Below are 25,253 nucleotides of genomic sequence, written 5' to 3'. Positions count from 1 at the left end.
ATGATGGTACTTCTCAAGCACGTCGGGATGTTTCTGAAACAACTCTATCGGCTTGATCAGGAGATCATCAAAATCCATTGCGTTGCTGCGATGGAGAAGCTTTACATACTCACCATAGATCGACCCGATCTTTTCATCGAGGAAATCGGAGGCGAGCTGAGCGTATTCTGCAGGAGGGATGAGCTGATTCTTCGCGGCACTGATCCGGGAGGCAACGGTTTGGGCCGTGATCTGCTGGGTCGATACGTTTACCCTCTCCATACAGCGTCGTATGGCACTCTGTGAATCATCAGAATCATAGATTGTGAACGCCCTGTCATAACCCAGCAGCGGTGCCTCTTTGCGGAGTATGCGGGCGAACATCGAATGGAATGTGCCCATCCAGACCTCCGAGGCTTTGTCGCCTACAAGCCTCACGATACGCTCCTTCATCTCTTTCGCGGCTTTGTTCGTGAATGTCAGCGCGAGGATCTGATATGGCGGAACCCCGCAGCTGATGAGGTAGGCGACCCGATAGGTAAGGACGCGCGTTTTCCCGCTTCCCGCTCCGGCAATAATCATAACCGGGCCATTCAGCGCTTTGACTGCTTCTTGCTGAACCGGGTTGAGATCTTTCAGAAAGGACATGTCACCTGATAGTCTGTACGTGGGGCAAAAAACGCTCTGAGTATAGCTAATTCGAAGACGAAAGGCAAGAAACGGGAGATGCTCGTTGGAGAAGATCCCTGGAACCTCACTCCTGTTTGAATGAGTCAATGGATAATTATCAGGCATCCACCGGGTGATGTGAACACTCTCGATCGCAGGGAAAAAGCAATCAGAAGCAGAGTTGTCAGAAAAAGGCCCGAACCCCCGCCCGAGCATTGTGTACTGATCCACGCCCCCCCTCTGAACGCCCGTCATAGTTCACGGTCATCTGAATATATTGGCTAATCCTGTAGTCAAAAGCAAGCCGCCAGAGGAGAGTCTTCCCGATGGATTCACCATTCGTGAACTCGTACGGGTACTCCTGTGAAACTCCATGGACGGGGGTATCAACTTGGACATCTTCCCGGTCCAACTCTCCGCGCAATTGGCCAAGAGAAAGAATCGCATACGTGAGATGAATGAACTGATTGTTCAGATTGGCCGTCGTGTTAGCGCCTAGAAAACGATTGACGATTTGCGACGCGCCAAACCCAAACGCAATTTCCCATTCCGGATAGGGACGATACGAAAACTCCGTCTTCAATGCTGTAGACTGCAAATCGCGTTCACGCGGAGAATCGATTGACGAATTCATTTGATCTACTTTGCTGCTGAATTCTGTTTGGTTGCCAATTTCTTTCAGAAGCTGAGTCCTGAGGCGAGCGCTCCGTTCACCCATGTAGGTCTTCTCGACTGAACCTACGAGCCGTAGCAGGCTTTCCCGTTGATTGAAACGAAGACGCAATGAAAAGGTCGGGTCGGATTCGAAAAGATAGACATCCTGCGTGAAGAGATTCGTCCCAGCAATCGTTGTGCTATCACTCAGAAATCTTGAGAGGCGGAGGGAGTAGATCTGAGACGCATCCGGTTCGGTGCTTTTTTCTTCCACTCGCGCAACTGTCTCCGTGGAGAGCGAGGCGAGAACCTTCTCAAGGATACTATGGCGCTGTGGAAACAACTTGGAAGGTGTAAATCGCAAACGCACGCCGGTCCTCAAATCTACAACGGGCACAAATCGATCGCCCGGGACGTAGATTGCCACGAATTCCCCGTCGAACCTGGCTAGTTCGAACTCGCTCTCGTCTGCGATCCCGTTTTGATTTACGTCCCCCTTGTAGGTGTAGTTGCCTGTCCCTCTTGGGACTCTGACGAACACGCGCCTCATCGACGCAGATCTCTCGCGCGCGAACTCGTACAACACGTCAGCGTCAACAGCCCGTTGCCAGGGAGAATACCGGAGTTGAGAACGCACGAGCATTGTGTTCGCCGCGATCCCGCCGCGGGCGGCGAATTCCTCCGATAAGTCGGTGCGCCGCAATGCCAGCGAGATCGACGATGAGAGGGACTTCCACTCCCTCAACCGGACATCATACAGCTGTGTCAATGCGTTGAACGCTCTCGTGAACGTTCCCGCAGAAGTGCTATCCTCCCTCCTCATCTGAATCTCCGCCGTTGCACGAAGGGGCTCCAGATCGAACAACGTAATTCCAGGAGCGATTTCGATGAATCGAAAGCTGCCCCGCTGAAGAGAATCCATCCCACCGAATCGATCCCGCTTTTCCTCAGTTTCAATTCTCATTGAGGGTTCCATGTTCCAAATCGTCGCAGCAATCGTTCCGTTGTGGCGTATCCAATCCGACTCCACCAGTGTGACGAGATCTCTGCTGCGAATGAGCTCGGATCCATACCTCATCGAAGGCAAGGAGGAGTCTGTGACTGCAATGTTTGTCGTCACCCGCGTTGAACGGAAGCTCCCCTGTCGATCGAGCAAACCGTATCCAGCGCTGAATTCAATATTGCGCGTGGGATTGTATGTCACCTCAGCCTGTTGAATGTCCTCATCTCCACCGGCAAGCCCGACGATGTTCCAGTTCCGGTTGAATTCGATTTCGTTGGAACGGTCAAGGGAGACAAAACGGTGATCCACAAATCTCTCAGACAAGCTGATTCCAAGGTCACCGAGTTTCAACGCACCGATCTGAAGTTCTTTTGGGCGATATTCTGCCCTGATTTTGTATGCGCCGCCCTGGTTGGTTACAGCACTCAAAGCTGACAATCTGTTCCGGTCAAAGGAACTGAGCGCGTAGTCGGCACTGAGCGTGAGATCAGATCGTGGCGCGAAGCTCAACCGCCCATTGAGGACCCTGTGCAGTTCCGGAATTGGCAGGAATTGGACAGGAAGATAATTTCCCTTCCCCAAGCCGGCGAGGACGTACCCTCCCCTGCTGGATCTATTGTAACCCAGCGAATCGGGCGGCATGTCAGGGAGTTGCGCAAACGTCGCCGTATAGTATGCTCTCGCATCTCCCGGCGCATAGACGAGAAACGAGCGTCGCTTCCCGTTGAGGAGAGTGTCCATGAGCGCATATTGCCCCTGGCCTTTCAGCGTGAGCGAATCGCGACCAGCGTAGTTCAATCCGCTCACACTGGCTTTGTACCGGTCAGTGCCGCTTGCAGCGATCACAGACCTCAAACTATCGTTAAGCGCCAGATCGATCGGCGAAGCAGGATCGTCTGCCTCCTGCGTGACTGACGTGAACATCCGGAGTCGATTCTCCAGAGCGGTCGCCTCAGCAGAAACTCCAACCAGGTTGCGTGTGAATTGGCGATCGGTGTATTCGAAGTCGACGGTGATGCGAGACGCATTCGTAATAAGCCGCCTGGCTGAAAAGAAGAGTTCACCAGTGCTATAGTCAATAGTATAGTCGTTCGTCTCTCCGCGAGTCATCGGTTGACCATCAATGAACACCTTCTCTGTCCCAGCAATCACAATTGGTCTGATGCCAGCATCCAGTGCCGTCAGAAGATATGGCCCCTGGGTGCCTTCAATACCCTGGAACTGGTTACTCGTATATTTACCGCGGGTCGTGCCTCCCGTTATGCCGATTGTGAGTGCGCTCCCCTGACCGAACACGTCACGCAACGAAGCGGTGCCGTTTGCTCCTTGCAGTTTTCTCGAAAGTCGCCCGAACTCTCCGCCATCTTCCACACGAATGGCGTACGTAAAATCACCCAGCGTAGCTCCGTACCGGGGGCTTTTCAGCTGAATGAATACTTTATCCAATTCCTGAAGTGTCTGGGTTGTCCCTTCAGGCTGTATGGGGACATTTTCATCCGTCAAGGCAGCGACAATGTCAAGATCTGACGATAGTTTCCCGGCAAGCTGCATGCGAAATCCCGAATTAAGCGACAGGTCCCTGTTCGATCCGACCGTAAGTCCTCGAAATATGGAGCCGCTTTTCTGTAACCCCGTACCGAAGACGTCATCCATCGAAAACCTGGTCAATGATGATTCCACCTTTCGGCTTGTACCATCTACGGAGTCGCGACGTGATGTGAGAGTCCGGTGCGAGTATTGCCGCCGGAGGGAAAATGGAGGGATCTCGTATAGAACGCTTATGGCATGAATCGACGAGTCTGCGAACAGGGCTTCCAAGCACTCACGGCGAAATGTGATTATCCCGCGGAAATACTCGATGTCATAGTCAAGACCGCGACGCAAGACACGCAGTGAATCGAGAACGACTCTTTCACTTCCCTGAACCACGAACGTGTGTGGCAAGGAGAATGATGAGTCAGTCGATGTTAACGGAAAAATAGCGAGATGATGGAGACCAGCCGGAGATCGGCTCGAGTCGTCCTGGGCCTGGAGAATGAAGGGTACCAGCGTAAGAAGCGCTATGGCGAGTTTTCGAAGCAAGGATGTTTTAGGATACTACAAATGTCGAGTGTGGAACAATCGTATCCTTAGCGCATCAACATCCTCCATAGAAGATTCGTGCCGAAGGGGGGACTCGAACCCCCACTTGGTGTGAGCCAAACTGGATTTTGAGTCCAGCGCGTCTACCAATTCCGCCACTTCGGCAAGTGACTATTCGTTCAGGATCAGGGCACCGTCGGGATTGCGCTTCTAAGAAACGCAGGACCTGGACCACTCTTGAGATACCTTTCTCGAAGCAGCCCTTCTCGATGCTTTGAGTCTAGTTTACAACGCCTGCGTATCGTGCGCTCGTAAAGCGGGCAGGCAATACCGCCACTTCGGCAAACCTGGATTCAGTGCCAGAGCACTTCACTGGTGTAAAAGTACAAATAAAACTCGCGAAATACAAAACTGAGGCCGCTGGCCTTTGACGCCGCGGCAACTCCGCTCTAAACAACGACAAAGAGCGAGTCCTCCGATCACGAAGCATCGGAAAACGTCAGGGCAAATCGGATGAGCCGATCTTCGACGATACCCAGAAACACATCGGGGTCCGCTTCTGGCGGACCCCTCTCGTTGCTGTGCACCCACCAGGACTCGAACCTGGAACCCACTGATTAAGAGTCAGTTGCTCTACCAATTGAGCCATGGGTGCGACTACATTCCTGCTGCCCCAGCATTCTGGGCGAACAAGGTAACCGCTGAGACAACCAAAAACTACTTCTTCGCAGGAGTTTGCTGCGGAGCCGGCTGATGCTGGGCCGGTTGTTGGATCGGCTGCTCTGCCGGCGGCAATGCTGCTGGCTGAGGCCCAGATTGGATGACGCTCTCCGAGGCTCTCTCTGTCCGGGGCAACACTACGAGATTGATGAACAACGCAAGCACCATGAACAGCGTTGCCAGGATTGTGGTTGTCCTGGTCAAGAAATCAGATGTCCTGCGCACGCCAAAGACCGTCCCAAGATTGCTCGAACCGAGAGTCCCGGCGAGCCCTCCCCCCTTGCTCGCTTGCATCAATACCGCAACCATCAAGAAGATACTGATCAGAATTTCGACTGATATGAAGAACGTATACATAGGTCTTCCTCTATGACATATAAAAACCCCAACTACTTTGGGGTTCGAAATTAATATACTCTGCAGAGGGGAGAAATGCAAGGCAATTCCTGCACGGCCTTTTACTCCCCTGAACCGAACGATCTGACCTTTGAATTCAGGTCGAAGCCTTTCTCGTCGTCTCCGCCAGCATCGAAGTTTCCTTCATATCCGAGCCAATTCCAATTACGAACAAGCTTTTTGCGTTCGCTTGCCTTCAGTTTGTTGAATTCCGGAATAATGTTCCGGAATGACGGATGGCGATTGTACTTGCCCTCGTCGACGACAGCAAACACCTTTTGCATCCGGAACAGTTCTTCAGCCTCGCCATCGTCTGCGATCACATCATGCGGAAGGATTGCAGACGCATTGTGCAGTTGTACGCACCCGGTCTTGATGAACTTTCCCTCGTCCTTGACACTGATCGTCACGCTGGGAAGAAGGGTTGACGCCTTAAGCAGGAAATCACATGTCAGATACGCGTTCCACTCATTGTCAGCAACCCTCGTGAACCCGCTAGCGAGGCAGTTATCGTAATAGCCTCCCCATTTGACGACCAGGAGCTTGTCCTTCTCCATCTGAGCGATAATGGCGCGCTCGCCGAGCCCGGCATCCCGAAGCACTTGATGTCTCTTGGAGATTACCTCCCAGACTGGCGTGTCGAGGTTTTCGAAATCCTCCGTATTCGGGAACACCACATAAGGCTTGAACGCAAGGCGGCCCGTGCTCCAGGCAAATTCGGAATTGTACCAATGTTGCAGACGCTCGACTTCATCCCACTCCTCCTCCGAGAATCGATTCGAGCTGTTGTCTTCTATTCTGTAAATGATCCTCCGCCCCATACACTACCTTCTCTCTTGCCTCAACGCACGCCCTGCGTTCTTCCGCGATGCATCAGTCCTCATCTTGTTCCGCCAACAGCGCAGCAGCATGTCGACGTATAACAGATCTACCTCGCTTCCATCATGAAATCAAAGATACGTCTTGAAACCGCTGCAAGAACCGCTTTCCCCTTGGCTGCGTCTTTCAGATCTTTGGATAGAACGACGAGGATATACCTTCGGCCATCAGGGAGAATCACGATGCCCGAATCGTGTTCAACGCCGTTGATGCTGCCTGTCTTGTGAGCAACCTTGACATCGGGTGGGAGCAAAGCCGGAATGATATCCCGGAACTTCTGGGCAAGAAGAATGTCGGTCATTTCTCGGGAGGACGATTGGTTACCCGCCTTCCCAACTGCAAGAGCGCGAAAAACAAGCGCAAGATCATGAGCGGACGTACGGTTGTTCAACCCCTTCTCGAATGCCTTCGAATCTTCCACACCACGCAACACCTCGATATCAGGTGCCCCGAGTTTCCGCATCGTGGCAGTGACGTTCCTTGCGTCAACGAGCTGAATCAAGATATTTGTCGCGAGGTTGCTGCTCACGGTAATCATCTGACAGACGAGTTCGCGGATGGAGACTTTGCCCCCGATGCGTTTGTACATCGATTCGTCGCTGTCATCTCCAAGATCAAGCTGGTACGGAGAACCATCGACAATACTCTTGAACTCATTTCGTATGGTCAGGCTGTCATCGAGTCTGAAGCGCCCCTCCTCCGCCTGATGGAAGACCTCGATCATCACAGGGGTTTTCATCGTGCTCGCTGCATGGAACATCGCCCTCTCATTGATCATGACATCGGCGCTGCCATCCAACGTTTTGAACGCGACAGCAAATGTCCCCTCAGCTGAACTGAGCATCTGGCGAATGTCAGTCCGGAGATTCTCGAGATTCTGACTTGAAACAACAGTTGGGACAAGTGTCATAAGAATCAGAATTATTGTTCGACTCATCTTCGAGATTCCCAGTTCATTGCCTGATGATCTCTAGTGAATCAAGTTGATTCGCTTCAAGTGCCGCAGCCGCATTCCGTCTTTTCATGACAATTTCCACAAGTCCGCTGCTCCCTGCGATGAGACACGAAACATCAGGAGGCGCTGAATCATAGTTCTCTATCCACCTGGCGATCCTCTTTGATCCGAGCTTGATGCCTATCAAGCCAGGGGGCCGCTGAAACCGAACGCAAGCGACATTTGTGATGATGTTCCCGAATCGATCGATACTAAGTATACTCGCTTTGACAGAGGGATGCGATTCGTCGACAAACGGAGCTTGCACCCAATCTACGAGCCGTTTCGTCCCGAGATAGCGTGGCGCTATCCCCATTGCAAGGTGTGCAGCGAGCGGCGCGAAGACGTCACGTCCATGAAAAGAATTCGAAACCAGGGGCGGGAGCATAGTGCGAACCCTCTTGCTCTCGAACTGGACGACGGTGACTGTATTTACCTTCTCTGACCATAGTACTAGATCAAGGATGCCATTCTGAGGCGCGACAAAGACGTGCTGACTGGTTTGGGCTATCACTATCTCCCTCGACGTGCCAACACCAGGATCCACCACACATGCAAAAACCGTGCGTTTCGGGAAAGAACGATACGAAGCCCATATCGCGTACGCCGCACGGGCTGGGTTGTGCGCCTCGACCTCATGACTGATATCCACTACATGCAACGACGGAGAGATCGAGTGCAAAACTCCCTTCATCGACGCGACGTAGTGATCAGACAACCCAAAATCTGTGAGGAGCGCAACCAGAGGCTGAGTTCTTGACATGGCGGGATTGAATGGAAGTTCTCGGAAGACAATACAGCGCCGCGCACGGCAGAGAACTGGACGCGCAGGGACCTTATCTACGACGCTTTCACGACGACGCTCTTCCCTTTTTTCGCAGATTGATAGATCGCGTCCACAATTCTCATCCGGTGGAGCGCTTCATCTCCGGTTGAGAGCACCGGATGCAGACCCCGTAGCGAACCTACCCAATGCCGCAACTCATTGTCATACGATTTCCAGTACAACGTCTGCGGTGTTTCATGCGACGCGGGCGTGACATTAACTAGGTTTCCATGCATCCGCTTCATGATACGGAAGGGATTCAGGGACCCTCCCCCGTCCATCCCGAAGCAATCGCAATAGAAGAAATCTGATTCCGACTCGAACGACCAGCTCGATTCAATAGTAAGCGTCGAACCATTCTTCATTTTTATGAAGACAACCGATGAGTCTTCCACACCCTTGGTGTTGTGGGAGTAATTTGACGCGATGACTTCTTTTGCCTCCGGCAAACCCATAAGCCAGAACGCAAGGTCGAACATCACGATACCCAGATCAAGCACCACTCCCCCGCCGGACTTCTCCTTCTTCGTAAGCCAGGGGCTCGTCGTCTTCAACTTGCGCAGCCATCCGGCCTTCGCGTAGAAGATCTTGCCCAATTCTCCCCCCTGGATCATGCTTTTGAGGATCATCGCATCCGGCCGGAATCGATTGTTCATGCCGACCATCAACTTCCGCTGATTCTTCTTTGCGGCATTCACGATCTTCACAGCCTCGTCGAGAGTTCTCGCAAGTGGCTTTTCGACCAGGACATGCCTCTTTGCCTCGAGCGACGCAACAGCAGCATCAAGATGAGAGAACGTCGATGTGCAAATGTCGACCCCGTCAAGATCCTCTTCAGTCTTCAGCATCTCCTCGAGGTCCGTGTAGTATCTGGGGATCTCGTATTTTCTTGAAACGAATTCAGCCTTGGATGCCTCCAGGTCACAGACCGCGACAATCTCGACTTCCGGTATCTTCGCGAGAATGGGGAGATGAACAGTCTGACCGATCGTTCCCATCCCGACAACTGCAATCCGCACTTTCTGCATAGCGTCTTCCGTTTCTTATCTGGATCCTGCCGCTTGAGGTGCTCCCGCATTCTTGCGGGAGAAAAGAAACTCGCGAACCACCCGCGCGATTCCCGGCCCATCGAGATTCGACATTCGGTAGAGCTCGCCCGGTGTTCCTTGTTCCACGAAATCGTTCGGCAGTCCGTGAAGCTTCACGGCCACACCTGTCAGCCCCTGCCTGCTCAACGATTCGAGCACTGCTGAACCAAACCCGCCGTCAGTCACGTTGTCCTCCACAGTGACAACGGAGCCAATCCGTTGCGCAACCGATCGGACGGCCTCATCATCAAGGGGTTTCACAAACCGCATATTTACCACTTCAGCTTCGATACCTTCAGCCGCAAGCAACTCGGCCGCCTCCAGCGAGGATGGCACCATGTTGCCTATAGCCAGCAGCGCAACGTGCTTCCCGATCCGAACTGTCTCGCTCTTACCGATTTCCAGCTTTTGAAACCCTTTCCTCAAAGACACGCCAAGGGAATTGCCGCGGGGATAACGGAGAGCTATAGGCCCATCCTTGTATTCGACAGCTGTAAACAACATATCGCGAAGTTCTTGTTCGTCTTTTGGCGCCATGACAACCATCCCCTGCACACAACGGAGGTACGAAAGGTCAAGTGCGCCGTGATGGGTTGGACCGTCAGCTCCTACGAGTCCGCCCCGGTCGAGCACGAACACTACATGCAATTTCTGGATGGCGCAGTCATGGACAACCTGATCAAATGCGCGCTGGAGAAACGTCGAGTATATTGCCGTCACCGGAATGTAGCCCTCTGTGGCCAATCCGGCAGCGAATGTCACTGCGTGCTGTTCCGCGATCCCGACGTCAAAGAACCGCTCGGGCAATTCGGTGTGAAGCAGGGTAAGACCGGTCCCGTCCGGCATCGCAGCGGTGATGCCGACAACTTTTGGATTCAGCCTGCACACTTCAACCAATGCCTCTCCGAAGACTTTGGTATACGCTGGCAATTCATGCGGTTTCTTTGGCGAAATTCCCGTGATTTTGTCGAACGGCGTCACACCGTGCAAGCGCGTCGCTTCTTTCTCGGCGGGAGCGTATCCCTTCCCTTTCATCGTCCGTACGTGAATCAGGATGGGACCTTTCAGATCCTGAACATGTTTGAAGATCTCTACGAGCTTGTAGACATTGTGCCCATTGAACGGACCGAAATAGCGAAACCCGAGGGCTTCAAACATCATTCCCGGTGTCACAACCGCTTTCACACCGCGCTCGACCTTTTGAGCAACCGACCGGAGGCGGTCTCCAAACGTATCCAGCTTGCCTGTCAACTCCCACACATTCGTCTTGAACTTGTTGTATGACGGGTGCGTCAGCGCTTCTGAGAAGTAATTGTGCAGGGACCAAAGGGTCGGGCGGACAGAGGAGAGCGAGACCATTTCATTATCGTTCAAAATGACGATCATATCTCTCTTCAAGAGGCCCGCGTTATTCATTGCCTCATACGCCATCCCGCCTGTCAGCGATCCATCACCAGCGATCGCGACAACCTTGAAGTTCTCCCCGTCAAAGTCCCTCGCGGTCGCGATCCCGAGCGCCGCCGATATCGACGTACTGGCGTGCCCGGCTCCGAAAACGTCATACTCGCTTTCATTCCGCTTGAGGAAACCGCTCAATCCGCCCAGCTGCCGGATCGTCTCCATCCGATCCTTTCGCCCCGTCAGTATCTTATGCGGATACGCCTGATGTCCGGTATCCCAGATGAGCTTGTCCTTCGGCGTGTGAAATGCGTAATGCAACGCCACGGTAAGTTCAACTGTGCCGAGGCCGGCTCCGAAGTGACCACCCGATTTCGATACGGAGTCGATGAGGAACTCCCGCACCTCAGCGCAAACCTTCGGAAGGTCCTTCACCTCAAGCTTGCGGAGGTCTTCCGGGAGATTGATCTTGCTCAAAAACTCGTAGTGCTGTTGTGAATCGCTCATTCCTGATCCAAATCTGTGACTTCAAATTCTCCGTCGACCGACTTCGCCAGTTTCCTGATTTTCAGCTCGGTCACTTTGAGTTTCTCAGCGCATTCTTTCGAAAGCGCAATTCCTTCTTCATAGAGCCCTACCGCCTCGTCCAGCGTCACCTTTCCCTGTTCGAGCGAGTCGATGATTTCTTCCAGCCGCTTGAGCGAATGTTCAAACGATCCCTTCGGCGTTTTCTTCGTTCCCATCATTGCACCTTCGTAGCGACTTTACCGTCGTGGAACTCTATCACAGCTTCGTCATGGGGCCGCAGTTCACCGGAACGCGTCACCACATCCTTCCCTTTCCGCACAATTGCATACCCGCGTTTCAGGATATTGGAGGGACCGACACCAACGAGTCTTTTCGACAGCGAATCGACATCCTGGGCGGCCCGTTCGTATCGATGAGCGAGGTTGACGCTCATCGACCGGGAAAGTTCATCAATCCGCTGAACAAATTCGCGAATAAGGTCTCTCGGCCTGTTGAATGCATAGCTTGAAACGAGGCCGCCAATCCGTTCGCGGTTGGCTGCAATCATCTGGAGCAGCGATTGCCTCATAGTATACTCATTGTTGCGAATAACTTCAAGAAGCTCCAGCCGGTCCGGCACAACGAGCTCCGCTGCAGCGGATGGAGTCGGTGCGCGAAGGTCGGCTACAAAATCGGCGATTGTGAAATCGATTTCGTGCCCCACTGCACTCACAACCGGGATCTTCGACGACGCGATTGCTCTGGCGACAATCTCCTCGTTGAATGCCCAGAGATCTTCCAGTGACCCACCTCCCCGCCCGATGATGATCACATCCACGTTTCCGTACTGGTTCATTTCCCGGAGCGCCTGCGCAATTTCGTCCGATGCGCCAGCACCCTGGACACGAACTGACAAGAGCACCACTTCAACAGCCGGGAACCGCCGGCCGAGCACTGTCCGCATGTCCTGCAAGGCAGCACCGGTTTCAGAAGTAATGATTCCAATTCTTTCAGGGAAGAGAGGAAGCGGGCGCTTTCTTTCCTCAGAGAACAGCCCTTCCGCTGCCAGTTTCTGTTTCAGCCGCTCGAAGGCAATCTGCAGTTCGCCAACGCCGACGGGCGTAATCTGATCTACGTCAATCTGGTAACTCCCGCGCGGTGGGTAGACGGTGACCCCGCCGCGGGCAATGACCTTCATGCCATCTTCAGGCGTGAAAAGGAGCCCGGAAGCCCTGCTGCGCCACATCGTGGCGGAGATCTGCGCTCCTTCGTCTTTCAGGGTGAAGTAGAGATGTCCAGAAGTATGCCGTTTGAAATTCGATATCTCTCCCTGGATCCAGACCCTCGTGAACCGCTGTTCGAGCGAGAACTTGATCTGACGCGTGATATCTGTGACAGATATGACCTGTTTTTCTATTGTCATGTGGGGAGACTCATAGACCTCCTTCTTTTTGAATATAAGAAACATTGCGATGGAGAGCACGAAGAATGTTCCTTCCGGCCCTTCGGGATCGCCAGCCAACTGGAACTGGAATCCACATCGACTTCATTACTCAGGCGGCACTTCTTTGGGACTTCGGTTGTTTGACCTTAGAGTACGAGCGCGGTCAAATCCCGGCTGCCCTCCTTGTCTTTCAAGCGGGCTATAGGTATATTTTCGAATCATTGCCACAAAGGAGAATCATGAAAACAGACGTCCTCGCCATCGGAGCCCACCCGGATGATATCGAATTGTCCTGCGGCGGTACGATCGCCAAACTCGTCAAGCAAGGCTACGGAGTCGCCCTCGCAGACGTTACTCAAGGGGAGCTGGGAACCCGCGGCACGAAAGAGATCCGCGCCAAAGAAGCACAGGACGCTGCACACATCCTCGGCGTAAGCACAAGGCGCAATCTGCGCATTCCCGACGGCAATGTTGAAGTCAACAAGTCAAACGTGCAGAAGCTCATAGTCCTCATCCGGGAGCTCAAACCAGCCATTCTCATTATCCCTCACTTTGTTGAACGGCATCCGGATCATGTGAGCACACACCATCTTGCCAAACAAGCATGGTACTACTCCGGGCTTCAGAAGCTGAAGACTTCTCAGGGGGGCGCCAGGCAGCTCCCGCATCGTCCGCATCATTATTTTGAATTCATGCAGTGGCACGAATTCGAATCCTCGTTCATCGTCGACATTACCGGTTCGTACGAAACGAAGATGAAAGCTGTCAGGGCGCACACATCGCAGTTCTTCAATCCCAGGAGCAGCGATCCCGAAACAAAACTGAGCAGCCCTGAATTTCTGGAAACCATTGAAACCCGCGCAAAGTACTATGGCCAGCGCATCGGGGTGAAGTACGGTGAGCCTTTTCTGACCCACTATTCTCTTGGTGTCAAGGACGTGTTCGACCTCATCATCCACAAGCGCTAAGCAAGCGCACCAAACGGCTGTGCACTCAAACCCATGATTCGTCGACGATCACAGACCACACAAAGACTGGACGAGGACAACCGCGATCTTGGATTCGGGTCAAAGGTCCTCCAGCAGAGCCACGAACGTTTCGTCAATCGTGATGGATCCTTCAATGTCTCCCGGACAGGTTTCTCTTTCTTCCGCTCCCTGAGCGTTTATCATGCACTCCTTCGAATGACGTGGGGGACGTTCTTTCTCCTGCTCATAGCGTTCTATTTCACCACAAACCTCATTTTTGCGTTCGGCTATTTTTTATGCGGTCCGGGGGCGCTTGCAGGATCACAGGCAGTATCAATCGGTGATCGTTTCCTCGAATCGTTCTTCTTCAGCGTACAGACTCTCGCCACGATCGGCTACGGCGGGCTGAGTCCCTCCGGCTTCGCTGCGAATTTCCTTGTCACGATACAGGCCCTCGTCGGAGGACTTGGTTTCGCGCTCGCGACCGGGCTTGCTTTTGCCAGATTCTCCCGCCCGAACGCTGAAATCGTATTCAGCGAACGGGCAGTGATTGCACCCTACAAAGACTTGACCGCATTTGAGTTCAGAATCGTGAATGCCCGGAACACACAGCTTGTCGAGGTCCATGCCACGGTCGTACTCAGCCGCATGGAAGAACACGCTGGCAAACTGTCGCGCAAGTTTCACGAGCTCAAGCTCGAGAGGAGCAGCGTAAAGCTCTTTCCGCTCCACTGGGTGGTCGTTCATCCTATCAACGATGAAAGCCCGTTGTCCGACGTTGCGCAGAGTCAACTCGCCGCGTCAGACGCGGAATTCATCATACTCTTGTCTGGCATCGATGAGACATCATCCCAGTCGGTGCACGTGAGATCGTCATACAAATACAGGGAAGTTGTTTGGGGCGCGAAGTTCGCTGACATGTATCTCCCCTCCGAAGGAAATATCCGGGTAGATCTGCGCAAGCTGGACGATGTGGAGCGTGTTGACTGACACCTTGCGTCTGAGTCCTCTGTTCAGTACCTTGAATCTATAGAATTAGAAGCATTCATCGTATCTCAGCAAATGAAATCCCGGACTACCATAGTAGTTGCATACGCGCTCGCAGGTCTATTCACGTTGTTCAACGTAGGGCTCCCGATCGTCATGTTCGTTTGCCCGATGATGAGCGATGGCCAGGTCTGCGACTGTAACAGTGCGCCCAGCGAAGGACTTTCGATCTCTTTTGAGGGCGCGAACTGCTGCAGCCATGTGGTCGTGGCGGAGCGCAACACAATGCCTTTTCTTGGCTCTGCGAAATATCAAGTCCCCGCAGCCGAAGTTGTTCTCGTTCTGTCAGCAATGACAATGCCCATAGCGGATCCCGCGCATCCAGAGCAGTTTCACTATGCATCCGACACGGGACCACCGGTTTCGCCCAACCCAATTTATCTCCTTTCTTCCGCTTTACTCATTTAGCATTCTTCGTTCTTCCCTGCATTGCCCTCAGAGGCCATTTCCTCAGTCTCGATACATAGCCACATCTAAACCAAGGAGCAACAATGAAGTACGCCAACGCGATGCTTCTGCTGGCTGTTCTCTTCCTACAGACTGCGATGGCACAAAGCGTGCATCCTTTGTCCGTCGACGCAAAGGCAGAGAACATTCAAGAACTCATCACAGAAGCGCTTTCACGAAACCCGGAGATCGCTGTCGAGATGCATAAAATGGAGGCGGCGCGTGCGCGCGTTCCACAAGCAGGCGCTCTCATGGATCCCGAACTGAATTTCAAGCTCATGGAAATCCCGGGTACCGACTTCAACAAGGCCACATTCGCCAATATCGAGCTCATGCAGGTCGTCACATTCCCGGCCAAGCTCTCCACACAGCGCTCTATCGCTGAACTCCTCACGGAACATGCTCAGCATGAGCACATGGAGACCGTGCTTGCGATCGTGGCTCAGTTGAAAACCTCTCTTGCGATGCTCTGGTTCGCCCGTGAATCGCTGACCCTCAATACATCGAACAGGGATATCCTGACGAAAATCCTGCGGTCCGCTGAGACCGCCTATACCGTGGGCAAAGCGTCACAGCAGGAGGTCCTGAAGACCAACATCGAGCTTGCCAGGATTTCGATGAACGAAGCAAAGATTCGTGAACAAATCACTAGCAGTGAGAGCACCCTGCGGGCGCTCCTCAATCGCAAGTCAACGGCACCAATCGGTCAGATTGATGTAGCCCGCGGACCGGTTCCTCTTCCAACAATCGACGCCCTGCTGGCGTACGCACACCGCAACAGGCCAATGCTGATGCACGATTCGCTCAACGTCCTGGAAAAATCTCTGACGATCAGCTTGATGAAGAAGGAATACCTCCCCGATTTCAAGTTCTCGGTCGAATACGTCCGCATGCCAGTCATGATGGAGAACCGGTGGAGCGTGTCCGCCGGGATCACCCTTCCCTTCGCTCCCTGGTCAATTGCGAAGGCGACTTCGAGAGTTCAGGAAGCAGAGGCAGAACACCTGATGATCTCGTCAATGTACACGGCTTCACAAAACAATGTGGAGCTGCAAATCCGTTCAGGCTACGCATCGCTGCAATCCCTGGAGACGCAGTTCCTCACAATCCGGAATACCATACTGCCTCAGTTGCGCCAATCCATCCAGCTTCTTCTGAGTGAATACGAGACCGGAACAACGTCTTACATGATGGTTCTCGACGGATACCGCATGTTCAACGAAATGCAACTCGATTACGCAATGGCACAAATGAGCTATCAGGAAACGCTTGCATCGCTAGAACGGTCCGTTGGGGTGACCGACATTCAATTCGTTGCTTCCTTTGGAAAGGACCATCATCAATGAGATATTTCATTTCGTTGTTCATTATCCTCACCGCGTTCGGGCTGCCGTTTTCGGGCTGCGGGTCAAAGAATGAAGGCCGCGACTCCGCGAACAATGAAGCGCATCGCCAGGCCGCATCTGATTACTATACCTGCCCAATGCATCCGTCGGTGAGGAGCGACAAAGCAGGAGTGTGCCCTGTCTGTCATATGACGCTGGTGAAGGTCTCCGAGATTGAAACATCAGCCGAATCTGGAAATCAGTCAGGATCCGTGCACCTCACGACCGCACGACAGGTTCTCGCGAACGTCGCGACATTCCAAACGGAATCGAGATCCCTCACGAGGGAGCTCATCCTCGCGGGAAAGATCTATAATGCCGAGCCAAACACGCAGCAAATCACAGCGCGGTTTGGAGGCCGGATCGAGAAACTCTCTATCTCGTACACCGGACAGCAAGTCAGACGCGGCGATCCGGTCGCCGACATCTACAGCCCCGAGGCCATTGCGGCTCAGCGTGAGTTTCTGGTTACGCTTGGAACATCGACTCGGGAAACGGAAGTACTTGACCATTCAGAACGCAGAGCTCCACTCCTCACCGAGAATTCCAGATCGAAGCTCCAATACTGGGGATTCACAGATACGCAGATCGACGAACTCGCCAGGACCTCAATCGTCAAAACGCTCGTCACTGTTCACTCACCCGTTTCCGGGACGGTGATCAGAAAGAATGTCGACCTCCAGCAATACATTGCTCCGGGCGACCCTCTCTTTGACGTGTCGGACCTCCGCACCGTCTGGCTCCAGATGGAGGTTTATGAATCCGAACTTGCGGCGGTTAAACTCGGCCAGATCGTCACGGCGACCATCGATGCTTATCCGTCAGAAGAGTTTCGAGGAACCGTGTCTTTCATTGGAGCAGTTGTTGAACCCTCCACCAGAACAGTCCGCGTGAGGGCGTCGTTGAACAACGCTGGCTACAAGCTGAAACCAGAGATGTTCGCTCAGGCTGTTCTTCACATTTCTCTTGCAAAGGCAATCGTCGTTCCGGCGTCGGCGGTCATCACTACGGGAAGAAACAGTGTGGTGTGGGTAGAAGGAGAAGCGAATCACTTTGAAGCGCGGGCTGTCAAACTGGGACACAGAGCCGGCGATTTCTACCAGGTGCTTGATGGATTGAACGAGGGAGAGGCAGTTGCGGTCTCAGGTGGATTCCTTATTGATTCGGAAAGCCAACTCCAGGTTGCAGCGACGGGAGAACACAAGAAATAGCACCGAGGGCCCGGCAGGCTCAATTCGTTTTTCGACACAGAATTCAGGTTGGCTATGATAGAACACATCATCGATTACTGTTCCAGGAACAAATTCATCGTGATCCTGGTATACCTCTTCATCGCTGGCTGGGGCATCTGGGCGGTCATCCATACGCCGACAGATGCGATCCCGGATCTGTCTGAGAACCAGGTGATTGTTTTCACCGAATGGATGGGACGTTCCCCGCAGATCATAGAGGATCAGGTCACCTTTCCGCTGGTCACAGCGTTGCAGGGTGTGCCAAAAGTCCATGCCATTCGAGCTCAATCAATGTTTGGGATGTCATTCGTCTACATTATCTTCGACGAGTCGACAGACCTCTATTGGGCGCGCAGCCGGGTTCTCGAGAAACTCTCGACCGTTCAATCTGCACTTCCCGCTGGCGCAAAAATGGAACTTGGCCCGGACGGCACAGGTGTCGGGCATGTGTACTGGTACACCGTGGAGGGGAAATACGATCTCGGAGCTTTGCGCGCGATTCAGGACTGGTACATCAAGCTGAACCTGCAGGGCGTCCCGGGTGTGGCAGAGGTCGCCTCCGTGGGAGGATTCGTCAGACAGTATCAGGTGAACATCAATCCTCAAAAGATGAAGTCATACGGCGTTTCGCTGGGTGACATCAAAAACGCTGTCATGCGCTCGAACAACGATGTCGGCGGCAAGATCATCGAAATGTCCGACGCCGAGTATTTCGTTCGTGGCCAGGGATACATTCGATCCGTGCATGATGTAGAGAATGCCGTTGTATCAACCGGCACGAACGGAATCCCCGTTTACATTAGAAATATTGCAACGGTGGAGCTCGGTCCGGACTTGCGGCGCGGTTCGCTTGAGAAGAACGGCGAGGGACAAGCTGTCGGCGGCATTGTGGTGATGCGGTACGGCGAAAACGCCAAGGATGTCATCGACAGAGTGAAACGACGGATCACAGAGATCACTCCGGGCCTGCCCAGGGGGGTCGAGATCAAAACGGCGTATGATCGAAGCGACCTCATCACCGCTGCAATTGGCACCTTGAAGAAAGCGCTTGTCGAGGAAGCGCTGATTGTGACCCTGATCGTCCTCATCTTCCTTCTTCATGTCCGGAGTGTCCTTCGGGTCATCATCGAAATACCGATCGCAGTTCTGATCGCCTTCATATTCATGAAACTGTTCGGAGTCACGTCCAATATCATGTCGCTCGGAGGGATTGCGATCGCCATAGGGGTCATTGTGGACTCCTCCATCGTTCTCGTTGAGAACGCCTATCGAAACGTCGCCCGTGCGCAGGAAGAGAAAGGGACTTTGGAAACGAAAGACTATGTGGAGATTTCCATCCTTTCTGCAAAGCAAGTCGCACCGGCTATTTTCTATTCCGTGGCAATCATGGTCGTCTCGTTCCTGCCGGTCTTTCTTCTTGAGGGACAGGAAGGCAAGCTTTTCCGCCCGCTCGCCTTCACGAAAACATTCGTGCTCGCAGGCTCAGCCATCATCGCGATAACACTTGTTCCAATGCTCATGACGATGTTGACACGGGGCAAGTTCAGAACAGAGAACAGGAATCCGGTTACCAGGGTTCTCAACAACCTCTATGCGCCGATCATCCACTGGGTGCTTCGGTGGCGGAAGACAACGATCGGTCTGAACATCCTCGCACTCGTCATTGCCGTACCGATGCTCATCAGAATGGGGTCAGAATTCATGCCCCCGCTCGACGAAGGAAGCCTGCTCTTCATGCCGGTAACACTCCCCTCCGCATCGATCACGGAGGTGAATCGCATCATGCAAACGCAGGATCAGATCATCAAGTCCGTCCCCGAAGTCGAGCTCGTTCTTGGGAAGGCAGGTAAAGCGGAAACCTCCACCGACCCTGCCCCCGTAAGCATGATTGAAAGTATTATCCTCCTGAAGCCAAAGTCGCACTGGCGCCCAGGTCTCACGACCAACGACATCATCGCCGAGCTTGATGCCAAGCTGCAGATTCCGGGAGTCCGAAACGGCTGGACTCAACCCATCATCAACCGGATCAACATGCTCTCGACGGGCGTTCGCACCGATCTGGGCGTGAAGATTTTCGGAAGAGACCTTGACACCCTCGAACAGCTCGCCATTCACGCCGAACAGATTCTTCGGCAGGTCCCCGGCGCAGCAGATCTCTATGCCGAACGAACACAGGGAGGATTGTTTGTCGATATCGACATCGACCGTGCCGCCGTTGCGCGTTATGGGATAAACATCGGCGATGTGCAGGACGTCATTGAAACGGCTATCGGCGGAGAAAACATCGGAACAGTGATCGAGGGGCGGCAACGTTTTCCGATCCGTGTGCGGTACCAACAAGACTTCCGCAACAATCTGGAGGCGCTTCGAGGTCTGCTCGTCCCGACGAACACGATGAGTCCGTCAGGATCGACGAAGATGACGACCTCCTCTTCAGCTTCTTCAGGAGGGGGATCAATGTCCGGTTCTAGTATGTCAGCAACGGTCCCGGCCCCTCGATCGAAAGCGCCGGACCAATCGTCGGGATCGCTGTTCAAAGGCAGCTACGTGCCTCTCAGCCAGCTCGCCTCGATCTCTGTTGCGCCCGGTCCCCCCATGATATCCAGCGAGGACGCACAACTACGATCTATCGTCTTCCTCAACGTCCGTGGAAGAGATATGGGAAGTTTCGTGAATGAGGCAAAGGGAGTACTCGACAAGCAACTCGTCTTACCGGCGGGATACACAGTCCAATGGAGCGGGCAGTGGGAGAACCAGATACGGGCAAAGGAGCGGCTGACTATCCTGATGCCACTCGTGTTCCTGATCATCTACGTGATGCTGTATTTTGTAACGAAGGATTTTCTGGAAGCGCTAGTTGTGATGCTCTCCGTTCCATTCGCGCTCATCGGAGGAGTATATCTCGTTTACATCCTGGGGTACAATCTCTCCGTGGCTGTCTGGGTGGGGTTTATCGCCTTGTACGGACTTGCTGTCGAGACAGGCGTGGTGATGGTCGTGTATCTCCACGAGGCCCTCGACAGGCGAGTCCGGGACCACGAGTTAGGTCGTCGCGGGACTATAACAAATCAGGACATTACTGAGGCAACCGTTGAAGGATCGGTGCTTCGCCTTCGACCGAAAGTGATGACAGTGGCCACGGCAATGATAGGCCTTGTTCCCATCATGTGGAGCACAGGCGTCGGAGCAGATGTCATGCAGCCGCTCGCAGCCCCAATGATAGGGGGACTGGTCACGTCCACCATACACGTCCTGGTCGTAACTCCCATACTATTCACATACATGAAGGAGCGGTCATTGAAAAAAGGGACTCTCAAACGTTCCCATATGTCGGGCTGGATGAAAGATTGACCCGATTGGTGCGGTAATCAAAGTACTGATGTATCTTTACAATCAACGGTAGCACACCATACACAATCACAAAGGAGACTCCTATGAAACAGATCTTCTCGTTTATCGTCATCGCAGTGCTGGCTATCTCAGTATTGTCGGCCCAGACAAAACCGAAGGCTGAAACGACAAAAACTGCAGCAAAGGTTGAAACAGCCATCGTCAAAGTGCCGACTGTTGTCTGCGGCATGTGTGTCAGCACAATTACGAAGGCTTTGAAAACAGTTGAAGGTGTCAAATCGACAAAGATCGATCTCAAGAAAAAGACCGCCACGGTGACGTACGCGTCAACGAAGGTCTCGCTTTCACAGATCGAGAAAGCCATCTCAAACGCCGGCTACGACGCGAACAACATCAAGCGTGATCCTGCCGCATACGAGAAACTGGACGCCTGCTGCAAAACCGATACAAAGGAGTAGCCCTCTCCTCAGGCACACCTCACAGAAACAGAAAGTCCCGCCAGGCAGCGCCTCGCGGGACTTTTCATTTTCGGTCCCAGGTTACCGGATCGTTACTCCCCTTCCCATTTATTTCCCTGACGACGTGCTTCCTCGACACGACGGAGTATCGTCAGCAGGAACCCGATGATGAGCGTGATGGTCCCGGCCCACACAAGATTGATCATCGGTTTCACGCTTGCCTCGACAACCAAAGTATCTTCCTTCTTCGGAGTAGACTCATCGACAGGCAATCGCACCGTGACTTCCACGACTGACTTCTCCGGTTCGCTCTGACTCGGCATCATCTGCTTGATGGCCAACTCATACGCCTTCCCTTCATAAGACACGAACGGGGTTGGAATGAACTCTGCCCCCGCCGGACCGCTTTTCATTTTCAGCTGAATGTCCTTCTTCTGCTTCCCGTCACTCACTCTGACTTTGGCGTTGATGAAGAATTCTTTCCCCTCAGCCATGGCAGCACGCTGGTCGTCTTTGAACTCGAAGCCCTGGAACTCAAGCTCGAGATCCTTGAGTCGCTGCGGTGAGCCCTTCGGCAACCGCAGAGGGACCTCCTGAGCCTGCCCGCCTTCTTCGACGCTGACCGGTGAGACGTAGAAGTCTCTGCTTATGAAGTTGATGATATCCGGATTGCGTATCGTTGTGTTTTCCTGCGTATTGAAGCGCATCAGAGGAGAAACGATCTTCTTGATGTTCCCTTGCTCCACCTGGATGTTGAAGGCGTACCGCTCGCTATCGAGTTCCTTGTATCCGAGGTACGTCAGGCGATATCCCAACGTCTCAACTGGTTTACCGCGTTCCAGTGAGACGGTCGCTTTGGTATCGTATCGCGCGGACGTTATGAATCCAAGGCACATCACGGCGATACCTATGTGTGCGATGGAGCCCCCCACGAACTTCGGATTCCCCATGAACACACCATAGCCCACCTGGATGTTGGAGAACAGCGAGAACGCCGCGCAGAATGCAAAAAGGAGTATCAAGGCGTCCTCCGGGCCGAGCATCACGAGGACAAGAAGCGTCACGCCAAGAGACAACGCCCCCGGTATCAGCATACTCTTCAAGAGCGAACGGGTGTTGGAATGCTTCCACCACAACAGCTGCCCCAAACCCGAAAGGAAACAGATCACGATGCCAAGAGGCAGGTTCGTTTTCACGTAATATCCCACTTCAACTGCAGAAGCTTTCCCCTTCAAGATCGAAGTAATGATTGGCGATGAGGTACCGATCGCAACGAACAGAGCGACGAAACTGAGTGTGAACGCCCCAAGGAATAACGCAAACTCTCTGGAAAAATAAGAGTGCTTAATGGGTACTACGGGCATCTCCCTCATCCGCTTGAAAAACAATCCGAAGCCGATGGCCGTAAAAACCGCTATGAACGCCAGCAACAGCCAATAGACCCACATGCCGGGATCCACGAACGAATGCACCGATGTATCGCCGAGAACGCCGCTGCGCGTCAGGAATGTGCTGTAGAGCGCCATCAGGAACGTCAACAAGCTGAAGACGAAATTCGTCTTCACGAACGCTCCGCTTTTTCTCTGATTCAACGCGGTGTGGATCGACGCGAGACAGATGAGCCACGGGATCAAAGATGAGTTTTCCACCGGGTCCCACCCCCAGAAGCCGCCCCAACCCAGAGTCTCATACGCCCAATAGCCGCCCATAATGATACCGGTCCCAAGCACCATTGACCCGAAGACCGCCCACGGGGTGGCGATTCGAATCCACGAAGTGTAATCACGTTTCCAAAGTGCAGCAACAGCGAGTGTATACGGAACAGCCATCGAGGAGAAACCGGTGAACAGGATTTGAGGATGGATCACCATCCAGTAGTTTTGAAGCAACGGGTTGAGGCCTCGTCCTTCATTCGGAAACTGCGCCCAAATGCCCTTGGCCGCGTCCAGCACGACAACATTTGCAAGTCCCGCAGGTATCGGCCCGGACTTGATGAGATCCGCAGGGAAACTATCCCAAATGAGAGCGAACGGGTTCTTCACGACGAGCATCAGGAGCAGAAACGAAAGGATCAGGGAGTAGACGGACATCACTTCGCCTTCGTAGTCTCGACGAGACGAATAAAGCATAAGGATAACCCCGATCACCGAGGTATACAACGCCCAGAGCGCAAAGCTCCCCTCCTGGCCGGCGTAGAACGTTGACATGAGCAACGGAAGGGGGAGAGTCGTTGAGCTGTATTCCCAGACGTATTTATACTGGAACTGATGTGTAATAATCAGATACAGGAGGATCGATGCCGAACCGATCAATGAAAGCGTGGCAAGGTGATAGCAGTTCCGTGCCCACAGGAGCAGGCCAGGAGACCCCTTACGCACGCTACGAAAATAAAAAAAGGCCGCGGCAAGCGCGGCCAGGAGAGCAAGACGAACAATATTTGCTGCGATCACACCCAACACGAGCATAGCCTTCTCCGCTGATTAGAGAGTTTTTTTGACTGCCTCCGACGTTCCTTCGTATTTGGACGGGCACTTTGTGAGAACATCCGTCGCATGGAATTCGCCGTTCACGAACTTCCCTTTTGCCACAACGCTTGTCGCCATTTCGAAGTTGTTCGGCTTGGCACCATCCAGAACAACTTTCGCGACGCGGTTGGCGTCATCCTTCATATAAAAGGAGAACTTCACTTTGTCGGCGTCGAAACTCGTTCCCTGCTCTTTCACCCACTCCCCTTTTACCTGTACCTTCTTGCTCATTTTCTCCGCCGCGGAAAAATTCGCGTACTCGACGTTCGACTCCACGAAATTCAGAGCGCCCAGGATAATCCCGGCGATCACGACGATACCACCAATGATGATTTTCAGTTTCATGCGTTCAACCCTTCTTCGAATGATCTTCAAGTTGCTTGAGGCGACTTTCTATGCGCATCAGGTACCAGACGATCCCTGCCCAGATGATCAGGACTATCGTCATCACGATAAACAGTTGGTTCTGACTAAAGAATTCCATCATAGCAATCCTCACGACTGATGAGAAGAACGTTCATGTTCCAGTTTTGCAATCCTGACCCGCACATTGAGAAGCCAGATATAGAAAAGAGTAAATCCAAGCAAGCCAAGCAGAAAGATCACGAGCATATTCGGCGACATCTTCAACTGGACAACCGGACCTGACCCGTCCGGATCACCCTTTGCGCCAGGGTGCAAGCCGCTCATGATCCGAGGCATAACAAAAATGAAGAAGGGGACCGTGATACCTGCGATAATGGAATAGACAGCCGACAGCGTCGCCCGTTTTTCATCAGTCTCCAGCGCAGAACGGAGGGCGAAATATGCTCCATAGATGAGCAAGAGGACGAATATTGACGTTTCGCGGGGATCCCAGTTCCAGAACGATCCCCAATTGAATTTGGCCCAGATCGCGCCAGTCACAGTCGCGAGAAAACAGAATAGGAATCCCAAACCGGCAGAGGAAACTGAAATGATGTCGTATTCCATATTCTTGGTTTTCAAATACCGAAAACCGTAGTACGTCCCGACCAGGAAGGCAACCACCGTGGTCCAGGCGATCGGAACGTGATACAGAATGTTGCGCGCTTTCTCCTCGAGACCCGGGATACGAGGAAACTCCAGCCATCCCTGGGGCGTCGGCGAGAGCGGAATTGCGAGTCCCGCGATCAGGACGAACGTGATCAGGAATATCGAGCCGTACTTCGCGAATTTCATA

General features: G+C 53.2%; 20 protein-coding genes and 2 tRNA genes. 6 read left to right on the top strand and 16 right to left on the bottom strand.

Annotated features, from left to right (window positions below; all coding sequences use genetic code 11):
- From NTU47_15500 to xseA, 12 genes are all read right to left on the bottom strand, one after another.
- The coding region (locus tag NTU47_15500; GenBank protein ID MCX6135214.1) for a UvrD-helicase domain-containing protein at nucleotides 1-627 on the bottom strand (627 nt) is incomplete at its 3' end.
- Nucleotides 628-832: 205 nt separating this feature from the next.
- A complete protein-coding gene (locus NTU47_15495) occupies nucleotides 833-3,958 on the bottom strand; it encodes a hypothetical protein (GenBank protein ID MCX6135213.1) in 3,126 nt (1,041 codons plus the stop codon).
- Nucleotides 3,959-4,466: 508 nt separating this feature from the next.
- Nucleotides 4,467-4,552 (bottom strand) — tRNA-Leu (locus NTU47_15490).
- A 417-nt stretch (nucleotides 4,553-4,969) separates the two neighbouring features.
- Nucleotides 4,970-5,042, bottom strand: a tRNA-Lys gene (locus NTU47_15485).
- Nucleotides 5,043-5,104: 62 nt separating this feature from the next.
- Nucleotides 5,105-5,464: a preprotein translocase subunit SecG gene (gene secG / locus NTU47_15480; protein MCX6135212.1), complete on the bottom strand. Its 360-nt coding sequence runs from the start codon at nucleotides 5,462-5,464 to the stop codon at nucleotides 5,105-5,107.
- A gap of 101 nt (nucleotides 5,465-5,565) precedes the next feature.
- Entirely contained in the window at nucleotides 5,566-6,324 is a 759-nt protein-coding gene (locus NTU47_15475; GenBank protein ID MCX6135211.1) for a hypothetical protein, read from the bottom strand.
- Nucleotides 6,325-6,431: 107 nt separating this feature from the next.
- A complete protein-coding gene (locus NTU47_15470) occupies nucleotides 6,432-7,319 on the bottom strand; it encodes a class A beta-lactamase-related serine hydrolase (protein ID MCX6135210.1) in 888 nt (295 codons plus the stop codon).
- Between the two features lie 16 nt (nucleotides 7,320-7,335).
- On the bottom strand, nucleotides 7,336-8,139 hold the full coding sequence (locus tag NTU47_15465) for an SAM-dependent chlorinase/fluorinase (protein MCX6135209.1): 804 nt from the start codon (nucleotides 8,137-8,139) through the stop codon (nucleotides 7,336-7,338).
- Nucleotides 8,140-8,216: 77 nt separating this feature from the next.
- Entirely contained in the window at nucleotides 8,217-9,230 is a 1,014-nt protein-coding gene (locus NTU47_15460) for a Gfo/Idh/MocA family oxidoreductase (protein ID MCX6135208.1), read from the bottom strand.
- Between the two features lie 15 nt (nucleotides 9,231-9,245).
- Nucleotides 9,246-11,195, bottom strand: coding sequence for a 1-deoxy-D-xylulose-5-phosphate synthase (dxs, locus tag NTU47_15455; GenBank protein ID MCX6135207.1), 1,950 nt, complete (start codon nucleotides 11,193-11,195; stop codon nucleotides 9,246-9,248).
- Nucleotides 11,192-11,431: an exodeoxyribonuclease VII small subunit gene (locus NTU47_15450; GenBank protein MCX6135206.1), complete on the bottom strand. Its 240-nt coding sequence runs from the start codon at nucleotides 11,429-11,431 to the stop codon at nucleotides 11,192-11,194. The genes dxs and NTU47_15450 overlap by 4 nt, the downstream gene beginning before the upstream one ends.
- Complete coding sequence (xseA, locus tag NTU47_15445) at nucleotides 11,431-12,678, bottom strand: exodeoxyribonuclease VII large subunit (protein MCX6135205.1); 1,248 nt, start codon at nucleotides 12,676-12,678, stop codon at nucleotides 11,431-11,433. Before xseA ends, NTU47_15450 begins: the two co-directional genes overlap by 1 nt.
- Nucleotides 12,679-12,878: 200 nt before the next feature.
- Between xseA and bshB1 the strand changes: the two genes are divergently transcribed.
- From bshB1 to NTU47_15415, 6 genes are all read left to right on the top strand, one after another.
- A complete protein-coding gene (gene bshB1, locus NTU47_15440; GenBank protein MCX6135204.1) occupies nucleotides 12,879-13,607 on the top strand; it encodes a bacillithiol biosynthesis deacetylase BshB1 in 729 nt (242 codons plus the stop codon).
- A gap of 33 nt (nucleotides 13,608-13,640) precedes the next feature.
- Nucleotides 13,641-14,597, top strand: a complete 957-nt coding sequence (locus tag NTU47_15435) for an ion channel (GenBank protein MCX6135203.1) — start codon at nucleotides 13,641-13,643, stop codon at nucleotides 14,595-14,597.
- A gap of 548 nt (nucleotides 14,598-15,145) precedes the next feature.
- Nucleotides 15,146-16,447 carry a TolC family protein gene (locus tag NTU47_15430; GenBank protein MCX6135202.1) on the top strand — a complete coding sequence of 434 codons (1,302 nt, stop codon included), beginning with the start codon at nucleotides 15,146-15,148 and terminating at the stop codon, nucleotides 16,445-16,447.
- Nucleotides 16,444-17,697: an efflux RND transporter periplasmic adaptor subunit gene (locus NTU47_15425; protein ID MCX6135201.1), complete on the top strand. Its 1,254-nt coding sequence runs from the start codon at nucleotides 16,444-16,446 to the stop codon at nucleotides 17,695-17,697. The genes NTU47_15430 and NTU47_15425 overlap by 4 nt, the downstream gene beginning before the upstream one ends.
- A gap of 54 nt (nucleotides 17,698-17,751) precedes the next feature.
- Nucleotides 17,752-21,069 (top strand): CusA/CzcA family heavy metal efflux RND transporter, encoded by a 3,318-nt coding sequence (locus NTU47_15420; protein ID MCX6135200.1) that lies wholly within the window; start codon nucleotides 17,752-17,754, stop codon nucleotides 21,067-21,069.
- An 83-nt stretch (nucleotides 21,070-21,152) separates the two neighbouring features.
- Nucleotides 21,153-21,527, top strand: a complete 375-nt coding sequence (locus NTU47_15415; protein MCX6135199.1) for a heavy-metal-associated domain-containing protein — start codon at nucleotides 21,153-21,155, stop codon at nucleotides 21,525-21,527.
- A gap of 92 nt (nucleotides 21,528-21,619) precedes the next feature.
- Here NTU47_15415 and ccsA (NTU47_15410) read toward each other — a convergent pair whose 3' ends face one another.
- From ccsA (NTU47_15410) to ccsA (NTU47_15395), 4 genes are read right to left on the bottom strand one after another with little or no spacing between them, the layout of a single operon-like run.
- Nucleotides 21,620-23,992 (bottom strand): cytochrome c biogenesis protein CcsA, encoded by a 2,373-nt coding sequence (gene ccsA / locus NTU47_15410; protein ID MCX6135198.1) that lies wholly within the window; start codon nucleotides 23,990-23,992, stop codon nucleotides 21,620-21,622.
- Between the two features lie 15 nt (nucleotides 23,993-24,007).
- Nucleotides 24,008-24,397 (bottom strand): cytochrome c maturation protein CcmE, encoded by a 390-nt coding sequence (locus NTU47_15405; protein MCX6135197.1) that lies wholly within the window; start codon nucleotides 24,395-24,397, stop codon nucleotides 24,008-24,010.
- Nucleotides 24,398-24,401: 4 nt separating this feature from the next.
- Nucleotides 24,402-24,539, bottom strand: coding sequence for a CcmD family protein (locus tag NTU47_15400; GenBank protein ID MCX6135196.1), 138 nt, complete (start codon nucleotides 24,537-24,539; stop codon nucleotides 24,402-24,404).
- 8 nt (nucleotides 24,540-24,547) lie between these two features.
- Entirely contained in the window at nucleotides 24,548-25,252 is a 705-nt protein-coding gene (gene ccsA, locus NTU47_15395) for a cytochrome c biogenesis protein CcsA (protein MCX6135195.1), read from the bottom strand.
- Nucleotide 25,253 lies beyond the last annotated feature (1 nt).

It is taken from the genome of Ignavibacteriales bacterium (assembly GCA_026390595.1).
Classification (GTDB): Bacteria; Bacteroidota; Ignavibacteria; order UBA10030; family UBA10030; genus UBA9647.
The sequence above is the reverse complement of the archived record's forward strand: the minus strand, read 5'-3'. Positions and strand labels throughout refer to the sequence as shown.